This window comes from Pseudolysinimonas sp. (genome assembly GCF_049651805.1).
Lineage (GTDB): Bacteria > Actinomycetota > Actinomycetes > Actinomycetales > Microbacteriaceae > Pseudolysinimonas_A.
Window position 1 is genome coordinate 16,724 of sequence record NZ_JBASCU010000005.1, and the last position, 25,038, is coordinate 41,761.

General features: G+C 68.9%; 24 protein-coding genes. 15 read left to right on the forward strand and 9 right to left on the reverse strand.

Annotated elements, in window-relative coordinates; all coding sequences use genetic code 11:
- Positions 1-28: 28 nt before the first annotated feature.
- A complete protein-coding gene (locus tag WBL06_RS00450; protein ID WP_424454003.1) occupies positions 29-238 on the reverse strand; it encodes a DUF3073 domain-containing protein in 210 nt (69 codons plus the stop codon).
- 114 nt (positions 239-352) lie between these two features.
- Between WBL06_RS00450 and WBL06_RS00455 the strand changes: the two genes are divergently transcribed.
- Entirely contained in the window at positions 353-1,480 is a 1,128-nt protein-coding gene (locus WBL06_RS00455) for an NAD(P)-binding domain-containing protein (protein ID WP_424454004.1), read from the forward strand.
- 3 nt (positions 1,481-1,483) lie between these two features.
- Here the strand turns inward: WBL06_RS00455 and WBL06_RS00460 are convergent, their stop codons facing one another.
- Positions 1,484-3,325, reverse strand: coding sequence for a glycogen debranching N-terminal domain-containing protein (locus tag WBL06_RS00460; RefSeq protein WP_424454005.1), 1,842 nt, complete (start codon positions 3,323-3,325; stop codon positions 1,484-1,486).
- A gap of 225 nt (positions 3,326-3,550) precedes the next feature.
- On the opposite strand from WBL06_RS00460, the gene WBL06_RS00465 reads away from it, so the two are divergent.
- Genes WBL06_RS00465 through WBL06_RS00480 form a run of 4 tightly spaced genes read left to right on the forward strand, consistent with a single transcriptional unit; the run spans position 3,551 to position 7,872 of the window.
- Positions 3,551-4,663, forward strand: a complete 1,113-nt coding sequence (locus WBL06_RS00465; protein ID WP_424454006.1) for a LacI family DNA-binding transcriptional regulator — start codon at positions 3,551-3,553, stop codon at positions 4,661-4,663.
- Positions 4,660-5,877, forward strand: a complete 1,218-nt coding sequence (locus tag WBL06_RS00470; RefSeq protein WP_424454007.1) for a sugar ABC transporter substrate-binding protein — start codon at positions 4,660-4,662, stop codon at positions 5,875-5,877. Before WBL06_RS00465 ends, WBL06_RS00470 begins: the two co-directional genes overlap by 4 nt.
- Before the next feature lie 34 nt (positions 5,878-5,911).
- On the forward strand, positions 5,912-7,009 hold the full coding sequence (locus tag WBL06_RS00475) for a carbohydrate ABC transporter permease (protein ID WP_424454008.1): 1,098 nt from the start codon (positions 5,912-5,914) through the stop codon (positions 7,007-7,009).
- Positions 7,006-7,872 carry a carbohydrate ABC transporter permease gene (locus WBL06_RS00480; RefSeq protein WP_424454009.1) on the forward strand — a complete coding sequence of 289 codons (867 nt, stop codon included), beginning with the start codon at positions 7,006-7,008 and terminating at the stop codon, positions 7,870-7,872. Before WBL06_RS00475 ends, WBL06_RS00480 begins: the two co-directional genes overlap by 4 nt.
- Before the next feature lie 3 nt (positions 7,873-7,875).
- Here WBL06_RS00480 and WBL06_RS00485 read toward each other — a convergent pair whose 3' ends face one another.
- Positions 7,876-8,226 (reverse strand): fluoride efflux transporter FluC, encoded by a 351-nt coding sequence (locus tag WBL06_RS00485; RefSeq protein WP_424454010.1) that lies wholly within the window; start codon positions 8,224-8,226, stop codon positions 7,876-7,878.
- On the reverse strand, positions 8,223-8,621 hold the full coding sequence (locus WBL06_RS00490; protein WP_424454011.1) for a fluoride efflux transporter FluC: 399 nt from the start codon (positions 8,619-8,621) through the stop codon (positions 8,223-8,225). Before WBL06_RS00490 ends, WBL06_RS00485 begins: the two co-directional genes overlap by 4 nt.
- Before the next feature lie 47 nt (positions 8,622-8,668).
- On the opposite strand from WBL06_RS00490, the gene WBL06_RS00495 reads away from it, so the two are divergent.
- Positions 8,669-9,304, forward strand: a complete 636-nt coding sequence (locus WBL06_RS00495; protein WP_424454081.1) for a hypothetical protein — start codon at positions 8,669-8,671, stop codon at positions 9,302-9,304.
- Here WBL06_RS00495 and WBL06_RS00500 read toward each other — a convergent pair.
- Together WBL06_RS00500 and WBL06_RS00505 are read right to left on the reverse strand one after the other, a co-directional pair.
- The gene (locus WBL06_RS00500) at positions 9,301-9,927 is read right to left on the reverse strand and encodes a PadR family transcriptional regulator (protein WP_424454012.1); all 627 of its coding nucleotides are present in this window, start codon (positions 9,925-9,927) and stop codon (positions 9,301-9,303) included. The two genes, WBL06_RS00495 and WBL06_RS00500, sit on opposite strands and share 4 nt — an antisense overlap.
- Positions 9,924-10,739, reverse strand: a complete 816-nt coding sequence (locus WBL06_RS00505; RefSeq protein WP_424454013.1) for a DUF4097 family beta strand repeat-containing protein — start codon at positions 10,737-10,739, stop codon at positions 9,924-9,926. Before WBL06_RS00505 ends, WBL06_RS00500 begins: the two co-directional genes overlap by 4 nt.
- 240 nt (positions 10,740-10,979) lie before the next feature.
- Here WBL06_RS00505 and WBL06_RS00510 point away from each other — a divergent pair, with 240 nt between their 5' ends.
- Entirely contained in the window at positions 10,980-11,648 is a 669-nt protein-coding gene (locus tag WBL06_RS00510) for a MerR family transcriptional regulator (RefSeq protein ID WP_424454014.1), read from the forward strand.
- Between the two features lie 76 nt (positions 11,649-11,724).
- Here the strand turns inward: WBL06_RS00510 and WBL06_RS00515 are convergent, their stop codons facing one another.
- Complete coding sequence (locus WBL06_RS00515) at positions 11,725-12,369, reverse strand: YczE/YyaS/YitT family protein (protein WP_424454015.1); 645 nt, start codon at positions 12,367-12,369, stop codon at positions 11,725-11,727.
- A 61-nt stretch (positions 12,370-12,430) separates the two neighbouring features.
- Between WBL06_RS00515 and WBL06_RS00520 the strand changes: the two genes are divergently transcribed.
- Complete coding sequence (locus tag WBL06_RS00520; RefSeq protein WP_424454016.1) at positions 12,431-13,855, forward strand: PLP-dependent aminotransferase family protein; 1,425 nt, start codon at positions 12,431-12,433, stop codon at positions 13,853-13,855.
- 107 nt (positions 13,856-13,962) lie between these two features.
- Positions 13,963-17,016, forward strand: a complete 3,054-nt coding sequence (locus WBL06_RS00525; protein ID WP_424454082.1) for an efflux RND transporter permease subunit — start codon at positions 13,963-13,965, stop codon at positions 17,014-17,016.
- Between the two features lie 86 nt (positions 17,017-17,102).
- Here WBL06_RS00525 and WBL06_RS00530 read toward each other — a convergent pair whose 3' ends face one another.
- Positions 17,103-18,038, reverse strand: a complete 936-nt coding sequence (locus WBL06_RS00530) for an alpha/beta hydrolase (RefSeq protein WP_424454017.1) — start codon at positions 18,036-18,038, stop codon at positions 17,103-17,105.
- Between the two features lie 300 nt (positions 18,039-18,338).
- Here WBL06_RS00530 and WBL06_RS00535 point away from each other — a divergent pair, with 300 nt between their 5' ends.
- Together WBL06_RS00535 and WBL06_RS00540 are read left to right on the forward strand one after the other, a co-directional pair.
- The gene (locus WBL06_RS00535) at positions 18,339-20,249 is read left to right on the forward strand and encodes a DEAD/DEAH box helicase (protein ID WP_424454018.1); all 1,911 of its coding nucleotides are present in this window, start codon (positions 18,339-18,341) and stop codon (positions 20,247-20,249) included.
- An 84-nt stretch (positions 20,250-20,333) separates the two neighbouring features.
- Positions 20,334-21,563: a DUF418 domain-containing protein gene (locus tag WBL06_RS00540; RefSeq protein WP_424454019.1), complete on the forward strand. Its 1,230-nt coding sequence runs from the start codon at positions 20,334-20,336 to the stop codon at positions 21,561-21,563.
- Here WBL06_RS00540 and WBL06_RS00545 read toward each other — a convergent pair.
- Positions 21,556-21,858, reverse strand: coding sequence for a DUF427 domain-containing protein (locus WBL06_RS00545; protein WP_424454020.1), 303 nt, complete (start codon positions 21,856-21,858; stop codon positions 21,556-21,558). The two genes, WBL06_RS00540 and WBL06_RS00545, sit on opposite strands and share 8 nt — an antisense overlap.
- A 62-nt stretch (positions 21,859-21,920) precedes the next feature.
- On the opposite strand from WBL06_RS00545, the gene WBL06_RS00550 reads away from it, so the two are divergent.
- The 4 genes from WBL06_RS00550 to WBL06_RS00565 are packed head-to-tail and all read left to right on the forward strand — an operon-like array spanning position 21,921 to position 25,033.
- Complete coding sequence (locus WBL06_RS00550) at positions 21,921-22,619, forward strand: flavodoxin family protein (protein WP_424454021.1); 699 nt, start codon at positions 21,921-21,923, stop codon at positions 22,617-22,619.
- 58 nt (positions 22,620-22,677) lie between these two features.
- Complete coding sequence (locus WBL06_RS00555; RefSeq protein ID WP_424454022.1) at positions 22,678-23,577, forward strand: ABC transporter ATP-binding protein; 900 nt, start codon at positions 22,678-22,680, stop codon at positions 23,575-23,577.
- On the forward strand, positions 23,577-24,254 hold the full coding sequence (locus tag WBL06_RS00560; protein ID WP_424454023.1) for an ABC transporter permease: 678 nt from the start codon (positions 23,577-23,579) through the stop codon (positions 24,252-24,254). Before WBL06_RS00555 ends, WBL06_RS00560 begins: the two co-directional genes overlap by 1 nt.
- Complete coding sequence (locus WBL06_RS00565) at positions 24,251-25,033, forward strand: ABC transporter permease (protein ID WP_424454024.1); 783 nt, start codon at positions 24,251-24,253, stop codon at positions 25,031-25,033. The genes WBL06_RS00560 and WBL06_RS00565 overlap by 4 nt, the downstream gene beginning before the upstream one ends.
- Positions 25,034-25,038: the final 5 nt, after the last annotated feature.

Genomic DNA, 25,038 nt, shown 5'->3' on the forward strand with positions numbered 1-25,038 from the left:
CGCGACGCGCGGTGTGCACAAACCGCGACTAAGCGGTCTTCGACTCCGGCGCGTCGAGCTCGTCGCCGTCGGTCTCGACGTCGTCGACGATGTAGTCGGCCCACTTCTCGAGGTCTTCTTCGAGGCGGGGGTTGCCGCCGAGCTCTTGCTGAAGAGCGTTGTAGTTCGTGTCAGGACTGAAGTATTTGAGGTCCCGCGCCACCTTGGTGTGCTTCGCCTTTTGACGGCCGCGCCCCATGCGTGACCCCCTCGATCTCAGGTTGCGAATTGGGTGAAAGACTGTCGGGAAGTGTAACACGCACGCCCTGTACGCCACTCGGGGGCGGCGCGCCCGACAGGTAACGTTGACCGGGTGACCGAGAGCGACATCGACACCTCGGTCGTGGTCGTCGGCGCGGGGCAGGCGGGGCTCTCGGTGGCCTACTACCTGCGTCGCCTGGGCCTCGACCCGGGCAACGAGTTCGTCATGCTCGATCGCGGCCCGGGCACCGGCGGGGCGTGGCAGTTCCGCTGGGAGGCGCTGCGGCTCGGCTACGCGCACAAGGTGCACGATCTGCCCGGCATGGATGAAATCGGGGTGAGCTTCGACACCGCCGACAAGACGCTTCCGGCGAAGGATGTCGTCGCCGACTACTACGCACGCTACGAGGAGCACTATGGGTTCCAGGTGGTGCGCCCAGCGGATGTGACGCGCGTCGAGATGAACGCGGACGGCTTCGTCGTCGAGTTCGAGGGACCCTACGGGCAGCGCGAGGTCTCGTGTCATGTGCTCGTCAACGCCACCGGCACCTGGGGGGCGCCGTTCGTTCCCTATTACCCGGGCATGAACGAGTTCCGCGGTCGGCACCTGCACACGGCCGAGTACAAGGCGGCCGAAGACTTCGCCGGTCAGAACGTCGTCGTCGTCGGCGGTGGCACGAGTGCCATCGGGTTCCTGATGGAACTCGAAGAGGTCGCCGCATCCCTCACCTGGGTCGCCCGTCGGCCGATCGAGTTCCTCGAGGGGCAGGATCTCAACATCGAGGGCGGCGTCTCGGCCGTCGCGCTCCAAGATGCGGCTGCGCGCGAGGGCCGGGCGTTGCCGAGCATCGTCAGCACCACCGGGGTGCCGCGCAGTCGTCGCATCCAGGCTGCGATCGACCGCGGCCTGCTCCAGGCGCGTCCGATGTTCACCAGCATCGAACCGGATGGCGTGCGCTGGTCGAATGGAGCGTTCCGCCCCGCGGATGCGATCATCTGGTCGACCGGTTTCCGCCCCGAGCTGCGGCACCTCGCCCCGCTGAAGCTGCGCGAGAAGTCGGGCGGCATCGTCGTCGGCAAGAACGTGTCGTGGAAGAACCCCCGCCTGTTCTTCGCGGGCTACGGGCCGACGGCATCCACGATCGGCGCCAACCGCGCCGGCCGCGCCATCGCCCGCCAGGTCGTCGCGACCCTCAGCACCCTCGCGAGTGAGAGGCGCGGCGCCTCTGCCGGGTACTGAGGCTCAGTTCCCGGACTGCGAGGCGCTGAGCACCGCGATCGCCGACGCGGCGCTCCACCCCTGCGGGCGGCACGCGGCCGGGTACGGCACGGGCGCGGGAACGTCGGCGGCGGCATCACCCGAATACAGCTCCGGGATGCGATAGTCGAACGCGACGGCGGCGCGCAGCAGACCCTCGGTGAGCTGAGCTGCCTCGGCGTGAAAGCCGCCGGCGACGAGACCGCGGACCGCGATCGCGGTGTCGTGCGTCCACACCGATCCGACGTGGTAGCCGAGCGGCCAGAAGCCCGACGCTCCGATGGACAGCGTTCGAACGCCGTAACCACTGGAGAGAGCCGGTGACGTCAGGTGGGTCGCGACGAGCCGCGACTCATCCGAATCGAGCAGGCCAGTGCCCAGAAGGTGGCCGACATTGCTCGTCAAGGTGTCGACCGCACGCTTGGCCCCGTCGAGAGCGATCGCCGGGTAACGCCCCTCGGGGGTCTCCACCCAGAACGAGGCACGGAAGGCATCCGTCACCTTCTTCGCCCAACCGCGCCACGGCTTCCCATCCCCGCCGAGTGCGTCGAGCAGCTCAGCGCCACCGAGCGCCGCTTCGACCGCGTAGGCCTGCACCTCGCACAGCGCTAGGGGCCCCTCAGCCAGGGTGCCGTCTCGCCACTGCACCGAGTCGCTCGAATCCTTCCAACCCTGATTCGACAACCCATGGCCGGATTCGTCGATGTACTCGAGCAGCCCGTCGCCGTCGGAGTCGCCGAAGTCACGCATCCAGGTGAGGGCGGCCTCGAGCGCCGGCCGGAACTCACGCAACCCGTCGAGCGGGTACCCCGTCTTGTGCAGATCGGCGAGGAGGCAGATCCACAGCGCGGTGGCGTCCACCGTGCCGAAGTAGCGCGGCGGGAGCACGAGCGATTCACCCGGGATGGAGAACTCGCCGCGACGTAGCTCGTGCAGGATCTTGCCGGGCTGCTCCGCGGATTCGGGATCGGTCGTAGTGCCCTGCAGCGCGGCGAGGCTGCGCAGAGTGCCGATCGGGATGTCGCTCCCGAGCGGGACGAGGAACCGGGCGACCCAGAGCGCGTCGCGACCGAACAGGGTGAAGAACCACGGTGCGCCGGCGGCGACGAAGGGGAAGTCCGGCGCCGATGTCGTCGTGAGCCGGAGGGCGTCGAGGTCTCCGAGCGACCGGTGCACCCAGCGCCGCAGACGATCGTCGGCGGCTTCGGTGGCGGGGTTCGCCCACTGCGGAGGCTCCGCGGGAGCGGCGACAACGGCGTGATCGTCGGTTGCCCGCACGTCGATCGCGATGCTCACCGCACCCTGCGGAGGTACCTCGACCGACCACTCGGCGGTGATCACTCCGGCCGCCTCGCGCAGGTCGGCACCGTCGGCCTGGAGCACGACGGCGATTCCGCCGCCACCCCAGGTTGCGCTCTCGCCGGTGACGTGCGTCGCGGGCGGGTCGCTGAGCATTCCCGACTTGACGACCTGAACCTCGTCGAGCGCGGGCTCGAGCGCGACGCGGATGGTCGCGGTGACGGAGCGGGTCAGGCGAGACGAGAGGGTGAACGTGTGACGCGCGCCCGAAGGAGTGACCTCGCGGATGAGTTCACCGCGCACGTCGGGGTCGGCGCCCACGTCGTCGAGGCCGCGCAGAAGGCTCACGAATCTCGACCGGTCGGCCGCGTCCTGCAGGGTAGCGATGTGCTCGGGCGATGCTCCATCGACGGTGACGTCGAGGGTTCGGAGAACGCGCACGTCGGAGACGTAGACCCCGTCGATGGCACCCGCGCCCATCGATCCATCGGAACGTGACCACGCCTGAGCCGGCGCGCGAAGCGTCACGACCGCATCGTGGAGCAGCGGCTGACGGGTCGTCTTCGGCGCTGGTGTTCGCATCCGAGTGACGCTCCTTTGCATCGGAACCGGGAACGGATCGTCGATTGACAAGACCCGCCAGATCGGTAACATAACACCCAGAGTTTGATCGTTCAAACCCCGAATCATTGGACACTTGAACGATCAAGCCAGCGGAATCCATCCGCGAGGCGACCAAAGGAGGTCTGCACCGTGCCCCAGCTGCCCACCGTCACCGACGTCGCACGGCTCGCGCGCGTGTCGCGGCAGACCGTTTCGAACGTTCTCAACGCTCCCGACATCGTGAAGGCAGAGACGCGCGAACGAGTTCACTCGGCGATCAGCGAACTGGGGTACCGCCCACATGCGTCAGCCCGCCGCCTGCGCACCCGGACCTCGTCGACGATCGGCATCCGCCTGCACCCCGTGGTGAATGGCATCTCGGGATCAGTGCTCGACAGCTACCTCCACGCCCTCACCGAACGCGCCGACCAGCGGGGGATGCGGGTGTCGCTCTTCGTCGCAGCCGACGCCGACGACGAGATCCGACACTTCGAGCGACTGCGCGACGGCGCCGACGTCGACGCGTTCGTGTTGACGGCGACGGAGTACGACGACCCGCGCATCGCCTGGCTCACCCGGGAACGCATCCCGTTCGTCGCCTTCGGGCGCCCCTGGGGAGCCGAAGCCGATCTCGACCCGGCACCTCTGTGGGTAGATGTCGACGGTCGCGCGGGTGTGCACCAGGCGACCAGCCACCTCATCGGGCGCGGCCTCACGCGCATCGGCTATCTCGGCTGGCCCGCAGGCACGGGAACGGGCGACGACCGCCGCCAGGGATGGGAGGCGGCGATGACGGAGGCTTTCGGGCTGGGGCCGACCGCTCTGGCGGCTCTCGCGACCGCTACCGACGAGGGTGTGCCGCGCGCCCGGGTCGCGATCGAGCAGCTATTGCGCGCCGGCACCGATCTCGAAGGAGTCGTGTGCGCGTCCGACGCGCTCGCCCTCGGCGCCATGATGGCCGTCCGCGAGGCCGGCCTGCCCCACTTTCCGGTAATCGGCTTCGACAACACGCCCGTCGCATCCGCCGTCGGCCTCTCGAGCGTCGACCAGCGGCTCGGTGAAGTCGCGACAGCGACTCTCGACCTCTTGATGGGGCCGACCGGGCAGCGCGTCCGCCCTCACGGTGACGACTCGGGCGAGCCGCGTCACCGGCTCATCACCCCCCAACTTGTCGTGCGTCGGTCGAGTCACCTGGCGCCCGTCAAGGAAGAAGCCGGGAGCACCTTGCCCGGCACTCCCAACCGAGAGAAAGAGAAATCATGAAAACCAACAAGTGGGGCGTCGCGGCGATCGCCGGCGGCGCGGCACTGGTGCTGGTCGGCTGTGCCGGCGGCGGCAGCGGTGACTCGCCCGACCAGTCCCTGACCGTGCTCATCGCCGCCAGCGGTGACGCCGAAGCCGACGCGGTCAACGCGGCGGCAGCCGCCTTCACGGAGCAGAGCGGCATCGACGTCGACGTCGTTCTCGCGAACAACCTCAACGAACAGCTCTCGCAGGGCTTCGCCGGCGACGACCCGCCGGACCTGTTCTACATGGGTTGGGACCAGTTCCAGACCTACGCGGGCAACGGCTACCTCGAGCCGTACGCCGGTGACCTGTCGAACGCCGGAGACTTCTTCCCCGGGTTGGTCGACACCTTCAGCTACGACGGCGAGTTCGTCTGCGCCCCGAAGGACTTCTCCACCCTCGGTCTCATCATCAACACCGACCTGTGGGCCGCCGCCGGACTGACGGACGCCGACATTCCGACCGACTGGGACAGCCTCACGGCCGCGGCAACCGCGCTCACGACCTCCGAAACCGTGGGTCTGTCGTTCGGGCTCGAATACGCGCGGCTCGGCGTCTTCATGAACCAGGCCGGTGGCACGATCGTCGACGGTGACACCATCGCCGCCGACAGCGCCGAGAACATCGAAGGTCTCGAGTACGTCAGGTCGCTCTACGACGCGGGCGTGTTGCGCTTCCCGTCGGAGATCGACGCGGGTTGGGGCGGCGAGGCTCTCGGTGCCGGTAAGGCCGCGATGGTGATCGAGGGCCCGTGGATCAAGGGCATCGCCGGGGACTTCCCCGACACGAACTACGCTGCGTACGAACTCCCGGCCGGCCCGGGTGGACCGTCGACATACTCGTTCACCAACTGTTGGGGCCTCCCGCAAGGGGCGGCCACCACGGATGCCGCCGTCGAGTTCGTCGAGTTCCTGACGAGCGATGAGCAGCAGGTGGAGTTCGGCGACGCCTTCGGCGTGATCCCCTCGACGCGGGATGCCGCAGCGACCTACGCCGAGAAGCACCCCGAGAACGCGGCGTTCGTCGCCGGTGCCGAGTACGCGGTCAGCCCGGCGAACTTCGACGGCTCCGCCGCCGTCGTGGCCGAGTTCAACGCCCGGCTCGCCGATTTCGGCAACGCGGACTTCGCAGCGATTCTCGCCGACTTCCAGGCGCAGCTCGAAGCGGCGTACGCCGAGGCCAACGGCTAAGCGGTAGCAGGCGAGGGAGCACGAGGAGACGACGATGGCGAAAACCATCCGCGGGCCAGAAGCCCGTACCGGCTGGCTGTTCACCGCACCCGCGGTGCTCATCATCGGCGTCTTCCTCGTGCTCCCGATCGCCCTCGCGGTGTTCGTGAGTTTCAGCGACTGGAACGGCCGCGGCTCACCCATCGGCAACTCCGAGCCGATCGGGTTCGACAACTACTCGGCGGTTCTCGTCGAGGAGGGCCTGTCGCAACGCGACTTCGGCACCGCAGTGCGCAACAACCTGTACTACGTGCTCGCGGTGGTCCCCCTGCAGACGGCGCTTGCGCTCTTTCTCGCCGTGCAGGTCAACCGGCGCATCCTGCGGGGCCGCGGCTTCTTCCGCACCGCGTTCTACTTCCCGTCGGTGACCTCGTCAATCGCGATCACCACGATCTTCATCTTCCTGTTTGCCGGATCGGGAGCCGTGAACCGGGTCATCTCGTGGCTCGGGGCGGATGGCCCGAACTGGTTCTCCGACCCGAGCGGGCTCGGCCACAAGCTGCTCGCCGTGTTCGGCATCCGCTCGAGCGGACCGATCGCCGAGGGCGGCGCACTGGGCCTGAGCTGGTACGACTGGCTCTCCGGCCCGTCGGTGGCGATGTGCGTGCTCATCAGCCTCGCGGTCTTCACGACCTCGGGGACGTTCATGCTGCTCTTCCTCGCTGCGTTGCAAAGCGTCAGCCAGGAGGTGCAGGAGGCCGCATCGATCGACGGCGCCGGGCCCTTTCGTACCTTCTTTTCCGTGACGCTGCCCTTGCTCAAGCCGACGTTGTTCACGGTGCTGACCCTGGGGCTCATCGGCACCTGGCAGGTGTTCGACCAGGTGTACCTGACTGGCGGCGGCGACCCCGGCAAGACGACGCTCACCCCCGCTTACCTCGCATACCAGGCGTCGTTCAAAGACCTGCAGTGGGGAGAGGGTACGGCGATCTCGTTCCTGTTGTTCGCGATCATCGTGACGTTCACGCTCATCCAGAGATGGGTCCTGCGCGACCGCGATCTCGGTCGCCCGGGCGTGCGTCGTGCAACGCGCGCCGTAGCGCGGCTGCATCGGGATGCCGCGAACGCCCGACCGAACGGAGCGGCATCATGAGTGCTGCCGTCAGCGGCGGGCGGTACCGGCTGGGTCCCCGCGCACTCGCCGGGGTGGGCGTGGGCTACGCCATCCTCATCCTGCTCGCAGTCATCTACATCTATCCGTTCCTGGTGTCGGTGGCGGGCAGCTTCAAGACGGACGCCGACGCGACCCAGAATCCGCTCTCGTTGTTGCCGCAGACCTGGTCGTTCGCCGCCTACGAGCGGCTCTTCACCGAGGTGCCGCTTCTGCAGTGGGCGGGCAACTCCACCATCGTCACGGTGTGCATCACGATCGGGCGCGTCTTCTTCGACTCGCTCGCCGGATACGCGCTCTCGCGCCTGCGCTTTCCGGGTCGTCGGATCGTGTTCGCCGCTCTGATTGCGGTGCTCGCAGTGCCGCCGGTGGCCCTGCTCATCCCGCGGTTCCTCGTGCTCAAACAGTTCGGCATGTTCGATTCATTCGCCGGGATGATCATCCCGATCATGATCGACGCCGCGGGCATCTTCATCATGAAACAGTTCTTCGACTCGATCCCGGTTTCGGTCGAGGAGGCGGCCCGCATCGACGGCGCGAGCGTGTTCCGCACGTTCTGGTCGATCGTGCTGCCGATGGCCCGGCCCGCGCTCATCACGCTGTTCATTCTGAGCTTCCAGGGCTCGTGGAACGAATTCTCGTACTTCCTCGTCGCGCGGCAGGACGCCGATCTGCACACCCTGACGACCGGTGTCGCGACGCTCACCTCGGGACAGCTCGGGCAGGGCAATCAGTTCCCGCTCAAACTCGCCGCCGCGGTGTTGATGTCGATTCCGGTTGCAGTGTTGTTCTTCGTCTTCCAGCGGCGCATCACGTCGACTGCCGAGGGTGCCGAGAAGGGCTGAGGTTCAGCCGAAGAACACCGGGCCGAGGAACCAGCCCGCCGTCGCGGCGGCGAGGCCCAGGGCGAGGTTGAGAGCGACGGATGCCGCCGCCGCGCGCCAGCGCCCCTGGCCGACCAGTTGCACGGTCTCGACGCTGAAGGTGCTGAACGTGGTGAGGCCGCCGGCGAACCCGGTGGCGACGATGAGGGCGAGGTCGGTCTGCAGCGCGACGCCCGCGACGAGCGAGCCGACGACATTGACGAGCAACACGGGCCACGGCCACGCCGCCTTCGCGCCCGCTCGACCGATCAGGTAGCGGGCGAGGGCGCCGAAGGCACCCGCGGCGATCACCGCGACAGCGAGCAGCGGGGTCATTCGTCGGCTCCGATCGGCGGAGGGGCGGTCGCGCGAGGGGCGCCGAAACGGATGCCGAGAGCGGCCGCCGTGATGCCGCCGACGAGCGACGCGACGACGTAGACGGCCGCCGTGACCCCGGCACCTTCTGTCGTCAGTTCGACAGCCGAGACGGCCAGCGCCGAGAAGGTCGTGAACGAGCCGAGCAGCCCCGGGCCGAGGCCGACGCGCAGCCACTCGGGTGCGACTGGCCACAGCCGTGCGACGAGAACACCGAGCGCGAACGAGCCGACGAGGTTGACCAGGAATGTGCCGATCGGGAGGTCCGCGCCGCCGTGGGGCAGCAACAGGTCGACCGTGAGCCGAGCCCCGGTGCCGACGGCTCCCCCGGCGAGCACAGCGAGCACGGTCTTCACGCCCTCAGTCTGCCGCCTCCATCCCCCGGACCTATGATCTAGCGGTGATGACAACCCGGCGGAGGCGATGGCCGTGGGTGGTCGCGATTCTGCTCGCTTTGGTCTTCACCGGAATCGGAATCGTGATCGTGCCGATTCTCACGCACGTCCCTCAGGGTGAGTCGAACCAGCAGGCTCCCGACGAGGAGTGGCCGCTCGAGGCGTCCGCGACCGGAGACGACGGGCGCGAGCGCAGCATCCAGATCGTGTCGGTCGAACCGGGCGGAACCGTCGACACCTCGGCCCTCGCGCCGGGCGACCGGTTCGTGGTGAGCGGCACCGGGTACGACCCCGCGCGCGGCATCTACGTTGCGATCTGCGCGATTCCCACCGAGCCGACGCAGAAGCCGGGACCGTGCCTGGGCGGCGTGCCCGATCAGGAAGCCGTCGAGGTCGAGGACGGCACGATCCAGTTCGCGCCGAGCAACTGGATCAACGACGACTGGGCCTGGCGGCTGTTCGGCGCACGTTCGTTCGACGACCGCGACTCCGGAACCTTCACCGCCTACCTCGAGGTTCCGCCGACGGCCGACGAGAACGTCGACTGCCGCGAGGTCGCGTGCGCGCTCTACACCCGCAACGACCACACCGCGGCAAACGACCGAGTGCAGGATGTCTACATCCCGCTCGGGTTTGTTGGCTAGCCGCGCAGCTGCTGCACCAGGCGGCGGCGCAGGTCGTTCAACCCGTCAGTGAGCAGCGTCACCGTCTCGGGGGCAAGGATCCCCGACGACGCGGCGGATCGCAGCTCGTCGCGCACGTCGCTGCGGAACTCGCCGAGCGCCGCCTCGGCCTCGTGCAGTCGGAGCCGGGAGGCGACCCGCGGATCGTCGGTCGCGTTGCGTGTCGCTTCGCGTGCCGCGCCCTGCGCCTCCGACCGCGCCTCGCGGGCCGCCGCGGCGAGGTCGGCGCGCAGGGTGCGCATCGCGTCGTTGACGGATGCCCGCACCTCGTCGGCGAGGCGGCGCACCGAGTCGGTGAACTCGGTCTCGATGCCGTCGAGTTCCGGCTCCCGGGCGACGAGTTCGGCGCGTCCGGCGTCGGTGATCGCGTAGACGGTCTTGCGGCCGTCGGCCTCCTTCGTGACGAGACCCTCCTCTTCGAGCTTGCCGAGGCGCGGGTAGATCGTGCCTGCGCTCGGCTGGTACGTGCCGCCCGACTGGTCGGCGAGGGCCTGGATGATCTCGTAGCCGTGCATCGGGCGATCGACGAGCAGCCTGAGCAGGTAGAGCCGGAGGTGCCCGTGGGCGAAGACCGGCGGGCTCACGGGTTGGGCGTCTCGGCGCGCGCGACATGCAGCACGCTCACGTCGCCGCTCACGGTGTTCACGCGGAAGTCGGTCCAACGACCCTCGAGCACGCCGGTCTTGCCGGTGTACTTGCCGCGCACCCGCAACGAAGCGTCGTCGAGCTGGAGCCGGCCGCTGACGGTGTTGATCGAGTACGAGGTCGCGACATCGGCTTCGAGCCGGGCGGTGACGTTGCCGCTCACCGAGTTGACCTTCACCACGTCGGGAATCTCGGCGAGGTCGAGGAACACGTTGCCGCTCACCCCGTCGCTCGTGTACGAGAGCACCGCGCCAGTGGCGGTGATGTCGCCGCTGACGGTGTGCGCGAAGATCCGGCCGTAGTGGTTGCGGGCGCTCAGCTCACCGCTCACCGAGTTGAGCTGTAGGTCGCCGGCGATGCCATCGGTCGACAGGTCGCCGCTCACGGTGCTGAGGTCGGCATCCTCTTGCAGGCCGCTCACCAGCGCGGTCGCGCTGACGACGCCGAGCTTCAGCGAGACGTCGCGCGGCACGAGGATGCTGACGTCGGCCCGCGCCGCGCCCGGACGGAAGTTGCGGAACACGTCGAGCCAGTTCTCCCAGGAGAGCTGGGCGTGGTCGATCTCGAGGGTCTCGCCTTCGGCGGTGATGCGCAGGTCTTTGCCGCTCACGCTGTGCACCTCGACACGCACGACCGGCTCGTCGTGCGCGATGACGTCGACGTGACCGGCGACGAGACCGACCTTCAGCTTGCGGATGCCGTCGATCTCGATCGTCTTCGGCTCACTGAGGAGCCACTTCTGCTGGGACATCGCCCCGTCCTCTCTCGCGATATATCGCGTTGCCTAGTCACGATATATCGCGAATGACGGGGTGGTCAACACCCGGGTGCCTTTCCGTTTTCAGGAGGTTGTGTGGCGGATGTCCGGAACCAGCCCGATTCGAGGTGACACGGGTCACATCAGCAACTCCTTCCCCTCACCTTCCTGAAAACGGTAAGTCGGCGGCTAGGCGTTGACATTGACGCAACGTCAAGTTCTAGCGTGGACGGCATGGAGTGGAGCATCCAACAGATCGCGAAGTTGGCCGGTACCACGAGCCGCACGTTGCGTCACTACGACGACACGGGCCTCGTGCCGCCGAGCCGGGTCGGCGCCAACGGGTATCGGTACTACGACGCCGATGCCCTCGTGCGCTTGCAGCGGGTGTTGCTGTTGCGCGAACTCGGACTCGGCATCCCGGCGATCGCCGAGGTGTTGGCGGGCGAGCGCGACGACCGGCACGCGCTGACGCTCCACCTGACGTGGCTTCGCGAGGAGCAGCGTCGGCTCGACCGGCAGATCGCCAGCGTCGAGACCACGATCCAGACCCTGAAAGGAGGTGAGAAACCGATGGCAGAGAACATGTTCGACGGCTTCGACCACACGCAGTACAAGGAAGAGGTCGAGGAGCGCTGGGGCAAGGATGCGTACGCGAAGTCCGACGCCTGGTGGCGCGGGCTGAGCGGCGATGAGAAGTCAGCGTTTCAGCAGACCGCGGCCCGGCTCGGTGCCGACTGGGCGGATGCCGCCCAGCGTGGCGTCGACCCGGTGAGCGACGAGGCGCAGGCCATCGCTCAGCGGCAGTTCGACTGGCTGTGCGGCATCCCAGGCACCCCCGGCGGCGGCCAAGCCGGCCCGACGAAGGAGTACTACTCGGCCCTCGTCGGCACGCGGCCGTAGCCATCGGTCGCGACGGCGACGACGGTCGCGAGTGCGGCCCAGGCCGCGAACGCGAGCAGCGAGATCGTGATGGCGATCATGCGGGCACCTCCTCCTCCACGATCGGGACGGGCCGCTCCGGCACCCGCAGCAGCGGCAGCGTGACGTTGACCATCGGGCCGATGAGCAGCGCGAAGGCGAGGGTGCCGACGCCGAGCTGACCACCGAGCACGAAGCCGATGGTGAGCACGGTGACCTCGATACCGGTGCGCACGACCCAAATCGGCCAGCCGGTGCGGCGGTGGAGCCCCGTCATCAGCCCGTCGCGCGGGCCGGGCCCGAGGCGTGCCCCGATGTACAGGCCGGTTGCGATCGCCAGCAGCGCGAGCCCGCCGCCGAACACGACGCCCTGCTGCCACGGCACGGTCTGTTGGGGCACGAGCCACAGTCCGAGTTCGGCGCTAGGCCCGATGAGCAGCACGTTGAGCACGGTGCCGACGCCGGGCTTCTCGCGGAGCGGAATCCACAGCAGCAGCACGAGCGCGCCGACCAGGCTGACGACGAGCCCGAACGGGATGCCGGTCTGCCGGGTGATCCCCTGGGCGAACACGTCCCAGGGCGGAACACCGATCCCGCCCCGCACGAGCAGCGCGATGGCGATGCCGTAGGCGACGAGGCCGATGACCAACTGGACCCCGCGGCGCACCCACAGGGCGGGGGATGAGGGGTCCGATGCGAGCATGAGGCCAGCCAACTCCCAAATTGGCCCTTGAGCAAGGTGCCAATCCTGCTACGGTGGCTGGATGGCATCCCTCTCTGCCCGCGCCCTGGCCGCCCTCATCGTCGGCTGGCGCGACCTCGCGAACGGCCCCGCCTACGCCGCACTGGCCGACCGGGTGCGGCTGCTGATCCTCGACGGCCGCATCACCCTCGGCACCCGGCTGCCGGCCGAACGCGAGCTCGCCGCGCAGCTCGGGCTCAGTCGCACCACCGTCTCCGCCGCCTATGCCGACCTCCGCGACAGCGGCTACCTCGACAGCTTGCGCGGATCCGGCAGCGTCGCACGGCTGCCCTCCCGCGGTGGCATCGTGCCCGACGTGTTCGTCACCGATCAACTCGACTTCAGCAAGGCCGTGCTGCCGGCTCATCCGGCCGTCGCCGACGCGGCCCAGCGGGCGGTCGCCGCCCTGCCGTCATTCCTCGACGAGTCGGGCTTCGATCCGATGGGGATGCGACTGGCCCGCCAGGCGATCGCCGACCGGTACACCGCTCGGGGACTGCCGACGGATGCCGACGAGGTGCTGATCACCGTCGGGGCGCAACACGCGATCGTTCTGCTCGCCCACACGCTCCTGTCGCGCGGCGATCGGGCGATCATCGAATCCCCGAGCTTCCCGCACGCGGTCGAGGCCATCCGCGCCGCCGGCGCGCGGGTCGTCGCCGTGCCGGTGACGCCCGACGAAGGCTGGGACGCCTCGGCCCTCGAGCAGGCGTTCCAGCGCACCAGCCCGGTGCTCGCCTACCTCATGCCCGACAACCACAACCCCACCGGCGCGACCATGCCTCGCGCGCAGCGGGAGCAGGTCGTCGCGCTCGCCGCCGAGCAGGGCACCACGCTCATCATCGATGAGACGATCGGCGGACTCGAGCTCGACGGCCAGGCCGCGCAGCCGCCGTTCGCCACCCTCGGCCGCGCCGTCATGCTCGGCTCGCTCGGCAAGTCGGTGTGGGGCGGGTTGCGCATCGGCTGGATCCGGGCCGATCGCGAACTCATCCAACGGGTGGCGCGCAACCGGTTCGCGGCCTCCGACCTCGGCACGCCCATCCTCGAGCAGCTCATCCTCGTCGACCTGCTCGCCGACCTCGACCGCATCCTCGACGACCGCCGTGCGTACCTGCGGGCGAGTCGCGACCACCTCGCGCGGCGGCTCGCCGAAGATCTCCCGTCATGGCGGATGCCGACCGTCGCGGGCGGGATCGCCGCGTGGGTCAACATCGGGCTTCCGATCTCGTCCCAGCTCGCCCTCGCCGCCCGCAACGAGGGGCTCGTGATCGCCGCCGGTGCGCGCTTCGGAGTGGAGGGGCTCTTCGAGCGCTTCATCCGCATCCCGTTCACCTACCCGCCCGACGTCATCGACCGGGGAGTCGACGCGCTCGCCGCCGCCTGGCGGTCGGTCGCGCGCACCCCGCTCGCGGTCACCGACGGCGACTACGCCCAGGTCGTCTGAGCGGCATTCATCCCTCGGGAGTACGGTCGGGTTCCCGCCGGTTGCGATACTGACTCGGGTAGCACGGCGGCGTGCCTGCCTTCCATCCCCTGCTTGAGGAGCCTGTCGTGCATCTGTTGTCGGTGTTCAGTCTGCGCAACCGCGCGCTCATCGCCCTGCTCACGATCGTCATCGGCATCTTCGGCGGCATCGCTCTCACCTCGCTCAAGCAGGAGCTGTTCCCCTCCATCTCGCTGCCGAGTCTCACGATCATCAGTACCTACCGCGGCGCGACTCCGGATGTCGTCGAGAACGACGTGTCGACCCCGATCGAGGCCGCGATCCAGGGCGTGGACGGACTCGAGTCGACGTCGGCGACCTCCGGTGCGGGCGTCTCGACCATCTCGGCCTCGTTCACCTACGGCACCGACCTCGGACGCGCCGAGCAGAAGATCTCCCTCGCGATAGGCCGCATCGCCGACACCCTTCCCGACGCGGTCGACACGCAGGTCGTCGCGTTCTCGCTGAGCGACCTCCCCGTCGTCGTTCTCGCCGTCACGAGCGACCTGGATGCGGAAGAGCTCTCCGCCCGACTGCGTGACCAGACGATCGTCGACCTCGCCAACCTGCCGGGTGTGGCCGAGGCGTCGCTCTCCGGGGCGAGCGGACAGCGTGTGACGATCACGCCCGACACCGACGCCCTGTTCGCGGCCGGTCTGTCGAATCAGGCGATCCGGGATGCGCTCGACGACAACGGCGTGCTGCTCGCGACCGGCGTGATCGACGAAGGCGATCAGGAGCTCACGGTGCAGGCCGGCAGTGCGCTCACCTCGGCCGACGACATCGCCGCCCTGCCGCTGTTCGGAGGCTCGGACGCGACCACGACGATCGGCGATGTCGCGGACGTCGAGATCGTCTCCAACCCGGTGACGGCGCTTTCACGCGTCAACGGTGACCCGTCGCTGACGATCTCGATCACCAAGGCCGCCGCCGCGAACACCGTCGAGGTGTCGCACGTGATCCACGCCGCGCTTCCGGCGCTCGCGGAAGCGCTCGGCGACGGCACCGAGTTCACCGCGGTCTTCGATCAGGCACCGTTCATCGAGCAGTCGATCGAGTCGCTCGCGACGGAGGGCGTGCTCGGTCTCGTCTTCGCCGTGGTCGTCATCCTCATCTTCCTGCTGTCGATCCGCTCGACCCTGGTCACCGCCATCTCGATCCCGGCGTCGGTGCTCATCACCTTCATCGGAATGTGGGCGACCGGCTACTCGCTCAACGTGCTCACCCTCGGCGCGATCACGATCGCCATCGGCCGCGTCGTCGACGACTCGATCGTCGTCATCGAGAACATCAAACGACACATGTCGCTGGGGGAAGAGAAGCTCACCGCGATCCGAAACGGAGTGCGCGAGGTCGCGACCGCCATCACCGCGTCGACGGCCACCACGGTTGCCGTGTTCCTGCCGATCGCCCTCGTCAGCGACGTGACCGGGGAGCTGTTCCGGCCGTTCGCGCTGACGGTGACGATTGCTCTCGTCGCGTCGCTGCTCGTGTCGCTCACGATCGTGCCGGTGCTCGCGTACTGGTTCTTGAAGGCGCCCAAGCCCGGGTCGATCGTGACGGAGGCCGACGAGCTCGACAAGCCCACCCGGCTGCAGCGCGCCTACCTGCCCGCCCTCGACTGGACACTGCGGCACCCGGTCGTCACGCTCTCGGCGGCGGCCGTCGTGCTCGTCGGCACCGCCGGGCTTTACACGCTCGTGCCGACGAACTTCGTGTCGGACTCCGGGCAGAACACGATGACGGTCACTCAGACGCTGCCAGCCGGATCCAACCTCGATCGGGTCGACGAAGCCGCGCAGGAGGTCGAGCAGACGCTGCTCGATATCGACGGCATCGACGTCGTGCAGGTGTCGATCGGCAGCGATGGCGGCTCGATCCGCTCGTTCTTCGGCGGTGGCGCCGACGCGACCTTCTCGATCACCACCGACGCCTCCGCCGATCAGGAAGAGCTGCGGCGCACCGTCACGGCGCAGCTCGACGATCTCGACGGCGTGGGTGACGTGTCGGTGGGCTCGGGCGGCGGTGGCTTCTCGAACGACGTGACGATCGACCTGCGGGCGGCCGACGCGGACGTGCTCGCCGAGGCGACCGCGTCGCTGCTCGGCGACGTGCAGGAACTCGAGGTCACGACGCAGGCGGAGTCGAACCTCGCGGTGACGCAGCCCTATCTCGCGATCGTCGTGGATCGGAAGACCGCTGCCGAGTACGGGCTCTCGGAGATCGCGGTGGGCGGCATCGTCGCCAACTCGATGCTGCCTGCAGCGGTGGGAGAGGTGACGATCGACGCCACCGTGCTCTCGGTCTACGTCACCGACCCGAACGCGCCGGTCACGCTTCAGGAACTGCGGGACTTCGAGATCCCGACGTCACGCGGGCTCGTCGCGCTTTCGGAGCTCGCGAGCATCGAAGAGGTCGACGCCCCCGCGCAGATCTCGACCGAGCGCGGCATCCGCACGGCCACGATCACGATCACGCCCTCGACGCCCAACCTCGCCGCGGTCACCCCCGCGCTCGAGCAGGCGATTCTGGATGCCGACCTGCCCGACGGTGTCTCGGCGTCGGTGGGCGGAGTGGCGGCCGACCAGGCGGAGGGCTTCGGCCAGCTCTACCTGGCGCTGCTCGCCGCCATCCTCATCGTCTACACGATCATGGTCGCGACGTTCCGCTCGCTGCGCCAGCCGTTGCTGTTGCTCGTGTCGATCCCATTCGCGGCGACCGGCGCCTTCCTGCTGCAGCTGGTCTCCGGCATCCCGTTCGGTGCAGCGTCGATCATCGGACTGCTCATGCTGGTCGGCATCGTCGTCACCAACGCGATCGTGCTCATCGACCTCGTCAATCAGTACCGCGAGCGTGGGATGAACGTGCGCGATGCCTTGCGGCACGGCGGCGCCCGGCGACTGCGCCCCATCCTGATGACGGCGCTCGCGACGATCGGCGCGTTGTTCTTTCTGACGATCGGGGTGACGGGGCAGGGCGGATTCATCTCGCAGCCGCTCGGGCTCGTGGTGACCGGCGGCCTGATCTCGTCGACGGTGCTGACGCTGCTCGTGCTTCCCGCTCTCTACTCGCTCGTCGAGGGCGCCCGGGAACGCCGCGAGGCCAAGCGCGCTCTGTCCTGACCCTCCTCGGCCCGCCCACTGCACCGATTTGCGCCGAGCGCGCGGGATGAAGCAATTGCGCTCGACGCAAATCGATGCACTCGAGATCAGTCGTCGGCGGGTGGGGCCGGCAGACCGAGGGTGCGGGCGTAGAAGGCGAGGATGCGCGACTTGAGGTCGTCGTCGAGCAGCGCGATCGAGTGCAGGGTGCCGTCGGCGACGAGGAACTCGACGTCGATGCCTTCGGCTCTCAGGTCTTCGACGAAGTGCTCCGACTGGTCGAGCGGGATCTTCTCGGTGGTCGAGTGGGCGATGAAGAACGGCGGATCGCTGTCGTCGATGTGGGCGTTCGGTGACGCGGGCTCGGCGGTGGCGCAGTCCGCGAAGTTGTCGCAGCCGAGGTACTCGAGTTGCAGGGGTGCGAAATCGTCGGTGAGGTCGACCCCCGTCAGGTCAATCGGACCGCTTAGGTCGACGACGGCGGCGACCCGCGGTCCGATGCCGAGGTCACCGCTGCCCGAGGTGCCGAGCAGTGCCGCGAGATTGCCTCCGGCTGAGCCGCCGAAGACTCCGATGCGGGCGGGATCGGTGCCGAAGCGCTCGGCCCGCTCGTCATCCCGCAACCAGGTCACCGCGGTCTGCAGGTCGTCGAACCCGGCGGGGAAGACCCACTCCGGCGCGAGCCGGTAGTTCACCGAGAACGCCGGGTATCCGGCGGCGGCGAGCCAGGTGCAGACGGCCCGCCACCCGACGCTGTCTTTCGTGCCCTCGCGCCAGCTTCCGCCGTGGATGACGAGGATGCCGGGCACCGGCTCCGCATCGACGGCGCGGTCGGGCGGCAGGCAGGCGTCCAACAGCAGGGGCACCCCGCCCGCGACGCCGTACTCGAGGTCGTCGAGCACCGTCACGTTCGGGTCGGTCGCGAGATCGGTACCGACGGCGTCGATCTGTGGGTCGATGCTTCCGGCATCCGCCCCGGTCGGTCCGCATGCGGCCAGCGCGAGCGCGGCGACCGCCACCGGGATGCCGACAGCCACACGCATCCCGGAAGCCTAAGCGACCCGGCTATCTGCCCGAGAAGGCCCCTTGCGCACGCGCTGAAGGGGCCATGTCGGGCAAATGGCCGTTCTTCACGGGCGGGATGCTGTATCGTCGGTGCGTCGGCTCTCGACACGCGCCTCAGGCGCGAAAGCAAGACTGTCAGTCGAGCGGGCCGGATCGTGACTCAGTCGAGGCACGAGGAATCCATTCAGGAAAACGGCCCCGGTCTACGTATGCCCGGGTTCTCGGCGGGTGCTTCGGCGCGCGTCGCACGCTGAACACCGAGTATCGAAAGAACCAGAATGCCCACGAACAAGAAGGGCGCGCCCGTGCGCGCCGGCAACAAGAACGCCACCGGCGGAGCCAAGAAGGCCCGCTGGAGCACCGAGCAGCGCGCCGCGCAGGGCAAGTCGCCCGTGCGGCCGCGCGGCACCGCACCGCGACCGGTGCGCGAGCGTCAGGCCGACTCCTCGGAGCGGCGCGACAACGTCGAACGCGGTCAGTCGACCCGCCCCAACTGGGAACCGCGCGACAAGGCGCCCCGCACGGGTGACCGGTTCGACCGTTCCGCTCGTCCGGCGCGCGAGGGCTACGCCCCGCGTACCGACCGTGCACCGCGCGACGACCGCGGCTACGCGCCCCGTACCGAGCGCCCCGCCCGCGACGGTTACGCGCCCCGCACCGAACGCCCGACCCGCGACTACGCGCCCCGCACCGACCGTGCTCCCCGTGACGACCGCGGCTACGCGCCGCGTACCGAGCGTCCGGCCCGCGAGGGCTATGCCCCGCGTACCGAGCGTCCCGCCGGCGACGGCTACGCCCCGCGTACCGAGCGCCCGCGCTACGACCGCGACGCCGCCCCTCGGAGCGAGCGTCCGGCCCGCGACGCGTACCAGCCCCGCAACCGCGACGGCGCTGAGTCTCGCAACTACGTGCCCCGCGAGCGCTTCGACCGCGACCGCACCGAGCGTCCGGCCGCCCACCACGCTGAGGATGTCGTGCTCGCCCGCCTCGAGGCGCAGGCCGTCGACGCGACCGACATGCAGAGCAGCGGTTTCGGCGAACTCGGTCTCGGCCAGAACCTGGTGCGTGTGCTCGCCGAACTCGGCGCCGATACCCCGTTCCCGATCCAGGCCGCAACGATCCCGTCGGTGCTCGAGGGTCGCGACGTTCTCGGCCGCGGCAAGACCGGCTCCGGTAAGACGATCGCCTTCGGTGCTCCGCTTGTGGAGCGCCTCCTGCAGTCGCAGAAGGGCTCGACCGAACGGCGCAAGCCGGGCCGTGCCCCGCGCGCGCTGATCCTCGCGCCGACCCGCGAACTCGCCCTGCAGATCGACCGCACCATCCAGCCGCTCGCCCAGAGCGTCGGGCTGTTCACCACGCAGATCTACGGCGGCGTGCCCTACGCCCGCCAGACCGGCGCGATCTCGCGCGGCGTCGACATCATCATCGGCACCCCGGGCCGCATCGGCGACCTCGTGTCGCAGGGCCGGCTCGACCTCTCGCAGGTCGTCATCACGGTTCTCGATGAGGCCGACCACATGTGTGAGCTCGGGTTCCTCGAGCCCGTGCGCGAGCTGTTGCAGCGCACGAGCGACGGTGGCCAGAAGCTGCTCTACTCGGCGACGCTCGACTCCGGTGTCGCGTCGCTCGTCGAGGAGTTCCTCGTCGACCCGGCCGTCTACGAGATCTCCGGTGAAGACCAGGCCTCGAGCGACATCCGCCACGTGGCGTTCCTGCTCGAGCAGCGTGACAAGCAAGACGTGCTGATCGAGCTAGCCGCCGGGCCCGGCAAGAAGCTGGTCTTCGCGCGCACCCGCGCGTTCGCCGAGCAGCTCGCCGACCTCCTCGACGAGGCCGGCATCCGCGCCGAGTCGATCCACGGCGACCTCAACCAGTCACGCCGCACCCGGGCGCTCGAGAAGTTCACGAGCGGTCGCGTCACGGTGCTCGTCGCCACGGATGTCGCCGCCCGCGGCATTCACGTCGACGACATCGAACTCGTCATCCAGGCCGACGCGCCCGACGAGTACAAGGCGTACCTGCACCGTTCGGGCCGCACCGGCCGCGCCGGCAAGGAGGGCACCGTCGTGACCCTCGTGCCGCGCAACCGTCGTCGCAAGACCGAGGATCTGCTCGCTCGCGCCGAGATCACTCCCGAGTGGATTCCGGTGCGCCCCGGCGACCAGGCGATCGCCGACCTCGCCGGCTGACGCGCGAGCGGCTGACGCGCGAGCGGCTGAGCATCCGTCGAAAGGCGGAGGCGGTCGGCGCGGGGATGATGTGAGGCTGGAGGCATGACCGCCGCCTCCGTCACTCCCCGCCCGGCCGCACTCACCGGACGGGTCGTCGCGCCCGACCTCGCGCGCGGCGTGATGCTGTTGTTCATCGTCGTCGCCAACGCACCCTTTTACCTGTGGGGCCAGCCATCGGGGCTGACGTCGGCGCATCCGCCGGGCGCCACCGGGCTCGACCTGGTGTGGCAGACGATCTCGATCATCGTCGTCGACGGTCGCTCGTACCCGATGTTCGCGTTCCTCTTCGGGTACGGCATCTGGCAGCTCTACCGGCGGCAGGCCGAAGCCGGCGTCGACCAGGCGACCGCACGCCGGCTGCTGCGCAAGCGTCACCTCTGGATGATCGCCTTCGGCGGGGTGCACGCCCTGCTGCTCTGGATGGGTGACGTCGTCGGTGCCTACGGCCTCGCGGGCCTCATCCTCGCCGCGATCTTCCTCGACCGTCGGGACTTCGCGCTCAAGCTCACCGCCGGCATCCTCGCGGGCCTCACCGCGATGTGGGCGCTCTCGGCTCTGGCCGCCGGACTTCTGTTGCCCGCGGTGCTTCCACCCGGCGCGTTCTCGATGCCGAGCGGTGAGGATGTCGACTTGCTGCGGTTTGCGCAGGCCGAAGACAACTACCTCATCGCGGCAGCGTTGCGCATCGGATTGTGGGTCGTGGTGACGGCGGCGCAGTTGTTGGGCTTCATCATCCCGATCGCCATCCTCATCGCCCTCGTCGCCGCCCGCGCGGGGGTGCTCGAGCAGCCCGAGAATCACCTGCCGCTGCTGCGCCGCGTCGCGATCGGCGGCATCGCCATCGCCTGGGGCACCGGCATCCTGGTCGCCCTCCAGAACGCGGGACAGTTGCTGCCCGACGAGTACGGGTGGGCGTGGCTGGGGCTGAACACTCTCGCCGGCCTGTGCGGCGGCCTCGGATACGTCGCTGTCTTCGGGCTGATCGCCGCCCGGGTCCGCGAACGCCCGCCCGGCATCGTTCGGGGTGCGCTTCAGGCGCTCGGCAAGCGCTCTCTGTCGGGGTACCTCGCCCAGTCGGTGGTCTTCGCGCCGCTCATGAGCGCGTGGGGTTTCGGCCTCGGCACCCACCTGTCGAGCTGGTCGATCACGGTGATCGCCATCGCGACCTGGCTGGTGACCGTCGTGCTCGCCGCGCTCCTCGAGCGCGGCGGCAAGCGTGGCCCTGCCGAATGGGCGCTGCGGCGCCTCGTCTACCCGCGGGACGCTAGCTGACCCGCACCTCTTTCCAGAAGGCGACGTAGTTCGAGAAGTCGGCGCCGACGCGGTCGACCGCCGACGGGTACAGGCTGGGATACGACCACGCCCGGTCGGGCAAGGCCTGTCCGTCGACATCCACGGAGAAGTACTGACACGCGCCCTTCCACGGGCAGGTGTACGGGGTCGGCGAGGTGGTGAGAACCTCGTGCCGCACCGCCGACGGGGGAAAGTACACGTTTCCTTCGACTCGAACGATCTCGGATTCGGGAGCTTCGGCGATGACGACGCCGTTCAGTGTTGCGGAAGGCATATCGGGGGGAACCTCTTGTCAAGACTCGGCATTCCCTGAGCACCTTCGGGTTGGCTGGCAACATGACGAGCTACGGCGACCTCTCGGCGCTCTACCTGAACTGCACGCTCACCCGCAGCCCGCACCTCAGCAATACGCACGGACTCATGGATCGCACCATCGCGCTCGCCGAGAAGCAGGGGGTGGCGGTCGAATCGGTGCGCCTCGTCGACTTCGACGTCGCGCCGGGCGTGCAACCCGACATGCGCGTGCAGGGGTGGGCAGCGGATGCCTGGCCCGACGAGCTCTGGCCGAAGGTTCGGGATGCCGACATCCTCGTGATCGGCACGCCGATCTGGCTGGGCGAGGTGTCGTCGGTCTGTCGCCGTCTCATCGAGCGTCTCTACGCGATGACCGACGAGACCAACGCGGCGGGGCAGCCGGTGTTCTACGGCAAGGTCGCCGGGGCGATCGCGACGGGCAACGAGGACGGCGTGAAGAACGTGAACAGGCACCTGCTCTACGCCCTGCAACACATCGGCTACACGATTCCCCCGGCGGCGGAGACCGGGTGGATCGGCGAGATCGGGCCGGGCCCGAGCTACCTCGACGACGACTCGGGCGGGCCGCAGAGCGACTACACGAATCGCACCGCCACCGCGATGACGTGGAATCTGTTGCACCTTGCGCGGCTCCTGAAGGATGCCGGTGGCATCCCGGCTGTCGGCAATGTCGCCGCCCGGTGGGAGGCTGGCGAGCGTTGGGGTTTCGACGCCGGGTGAGGCAATCGGGGAATGGCACAGCGCGCCGAATAGTTCCGGAAGAGGGGAAGGAGCCCGCGTGATCGAATTTCGCAACGTGACGAAACGCTTCGGCGACGAGATCGCCGTCGACGACTTCAGCCTCGTGATCCCCCCGCGCCAGGTCACCGTGCTCGTCGGCTCGAGCGGCTCGGGCAAGACGACGCTCCTACGCATGATCAACCGCATGGTCGACCCGACCTCGGGCACGGTCGAGATCGACGGGGAAGATGTCGCCACCGTGTCGCCGGTCGCTCTGCGCCGCCGGATCGGCTACGTGATGCAGAGTTCGGGACTGCTCCCGCACCGCCGGGTGATCGACAACGTCGCAACGGTGCCGCGGCTCACCGGCGTGCCGCGTGAGCAGGCGCACGCGCGGGCGCTCGAGCTGATGGATGTCGTGGGCCTCGACCGTGGGTTCGCGCAGCGCTACCCCGCCGAGCTGTCCGGCGGTCAGCAGCAGCGCGTCGGCGTGGCGCGAGCACTCGCGGTGAAGCCCAACATCCTGCTCATGGACGAACCGTTCGGCGCCGTCGACCCGATCGTGCGGGCCGAGCTGCAGCAGGAGGTGCTGCGCATCCAGGACCAGACCGAGACGACGATCGTCTTCGTCACGCACGACATCGACGAGGCGTTCCTGCTCGGCGACCAGGTCGTGATCCTCGCCCAGGGTGGACGCATCGTGCAGCGCGGCACGCCCGAGGAGATCCTCGCGGCCCCGGCCGATGACTTCGTGGCGGCGTTCGTCGGCGCCGACCGCGGCAAGCGGCGGCTGACCGTTTCGACTCACTCGGGTCAGGGCGAAGACAAGGTGCTGGTGGATGCCGGGGGCTACCCGGTCGGCGTCATCGCGGCGCCCGGGGGCAAGCTCGCCGTCGGAGATGCGAGCCCGAAATCCCGCAGCATCTCCAACAAGACCGACCAGGCGGGCGACGCCTGATGACCTGGCTGTGGAACAACCTGGATCTCGTCCTGGAGCTCACTGCGGAACACGCTCGGCTCTCGGCCATCCCGATCCTCATCGGTTTCGCAGCCTCCCTTCCGCTCGGCTGGATCGCGAGCCGCCTTACGTGGCTCCGCGGCATCCTGGTCGGTGTCTTCAACGTGCTCTACACGATTCCGTCACTCGCGCTCTTCGTCGTGTTGCCCGTCGTGCTCGGCACGCGCATCCTCGACGATCTCAATGTCGTCGTCGCCCTCACGATCTACGCCATCGCGATGATGCTGCGCGGCACCGTCGACGCGTTCGGCAGCGTCTCGGGTGACGTGCTGCAATCGGCGACCGCGCAGGGCTATTCGGCGACGTCGCGATTCTGGCGGGTGCAACTACCGCTCGCCGGACCGGTGCTCCTCGCCAACCTGCGGGTGGTGTCGGTCAGCACCGTCTCCCTGCTGAGTGTCGCGGCCCTGATCGGTTCGGGTGGCCTCGGGTACCTGTTCACCAACGGCTTCCAGCGCTACTTCATCGAGGAGATCGTCATCGGCATCGTCTTCACGGTGCTTCTCGCGTTGCTCTTCGACGCGATTCTCGTGATCGCCGGCCGCCTGCTGATGCCCTGGTCCCGACGCTCGACACCTCCGACGCGGAATGCTCTCGTGAAGGCGAGGACCGCATGACCTTCCTGCTGGAAGCGCTGGCCTTCATCTTCGATGGTGAGTCCTGGGCCGGATCCACCGGTATCGGCGCGCGACTACTTCAGCATCTCGGGATCACCGGGTTGAGCGTCCTCATCGCGGCGGCGGTGGCCGTCCCGCTCGGGTTGCTGATCGGCCACAGCGGTCGCGGGCGGGCCTTCGTCATCGGCTTCACCGGCGCCGCTCGCGCGCTTCCGACGTTCGGGGTATTGATCCTGTTCGTACTGATCGGCATCAACTTCGGGCTGGGGCTGAGCCTCGGCCCCGTGATCGCGGTGCTCGTCATCCTCGCCGTTCCGCCGCTTCTCGCGGGGGCCTACTCGGGAGTCGAGGCGGTCGACCGCCAGACGATCGACGCCGCCCGCGCGCAGGGGATGACGGAGTGGCAGATCCTCACCCGCGTCGAACTCCCGCTCGCGCTTCCGCTGCTTGTCGGCGGGCTGCGGGCGACGACCCTCCAGGTCGTCGCCACGGCGACCATCGCGGCCTACGTCGCGCAGGGCGGACTCGGCCGGTACCTGATCGAGGGCATCCAGGTGCGCGACTACACGCGTGCCGTGGTGGGCGCGCTCCTCGTCGCCGCCCTCGCCCTGCTCCTCGACGCGCTCCTCGCCGTCGCCCAAAAGCTCGTCACGCCGCGCGGGGTGTTCCGCGGCGAGACGCGAATCGGTGCCCCGCGCACCACAAGCACCACCGGCAGTACCGCGCAGCGGCCGTCCCGGTCGCTCGATGCCACCCGGACACCCGTCACGGAAGGATGAATCGG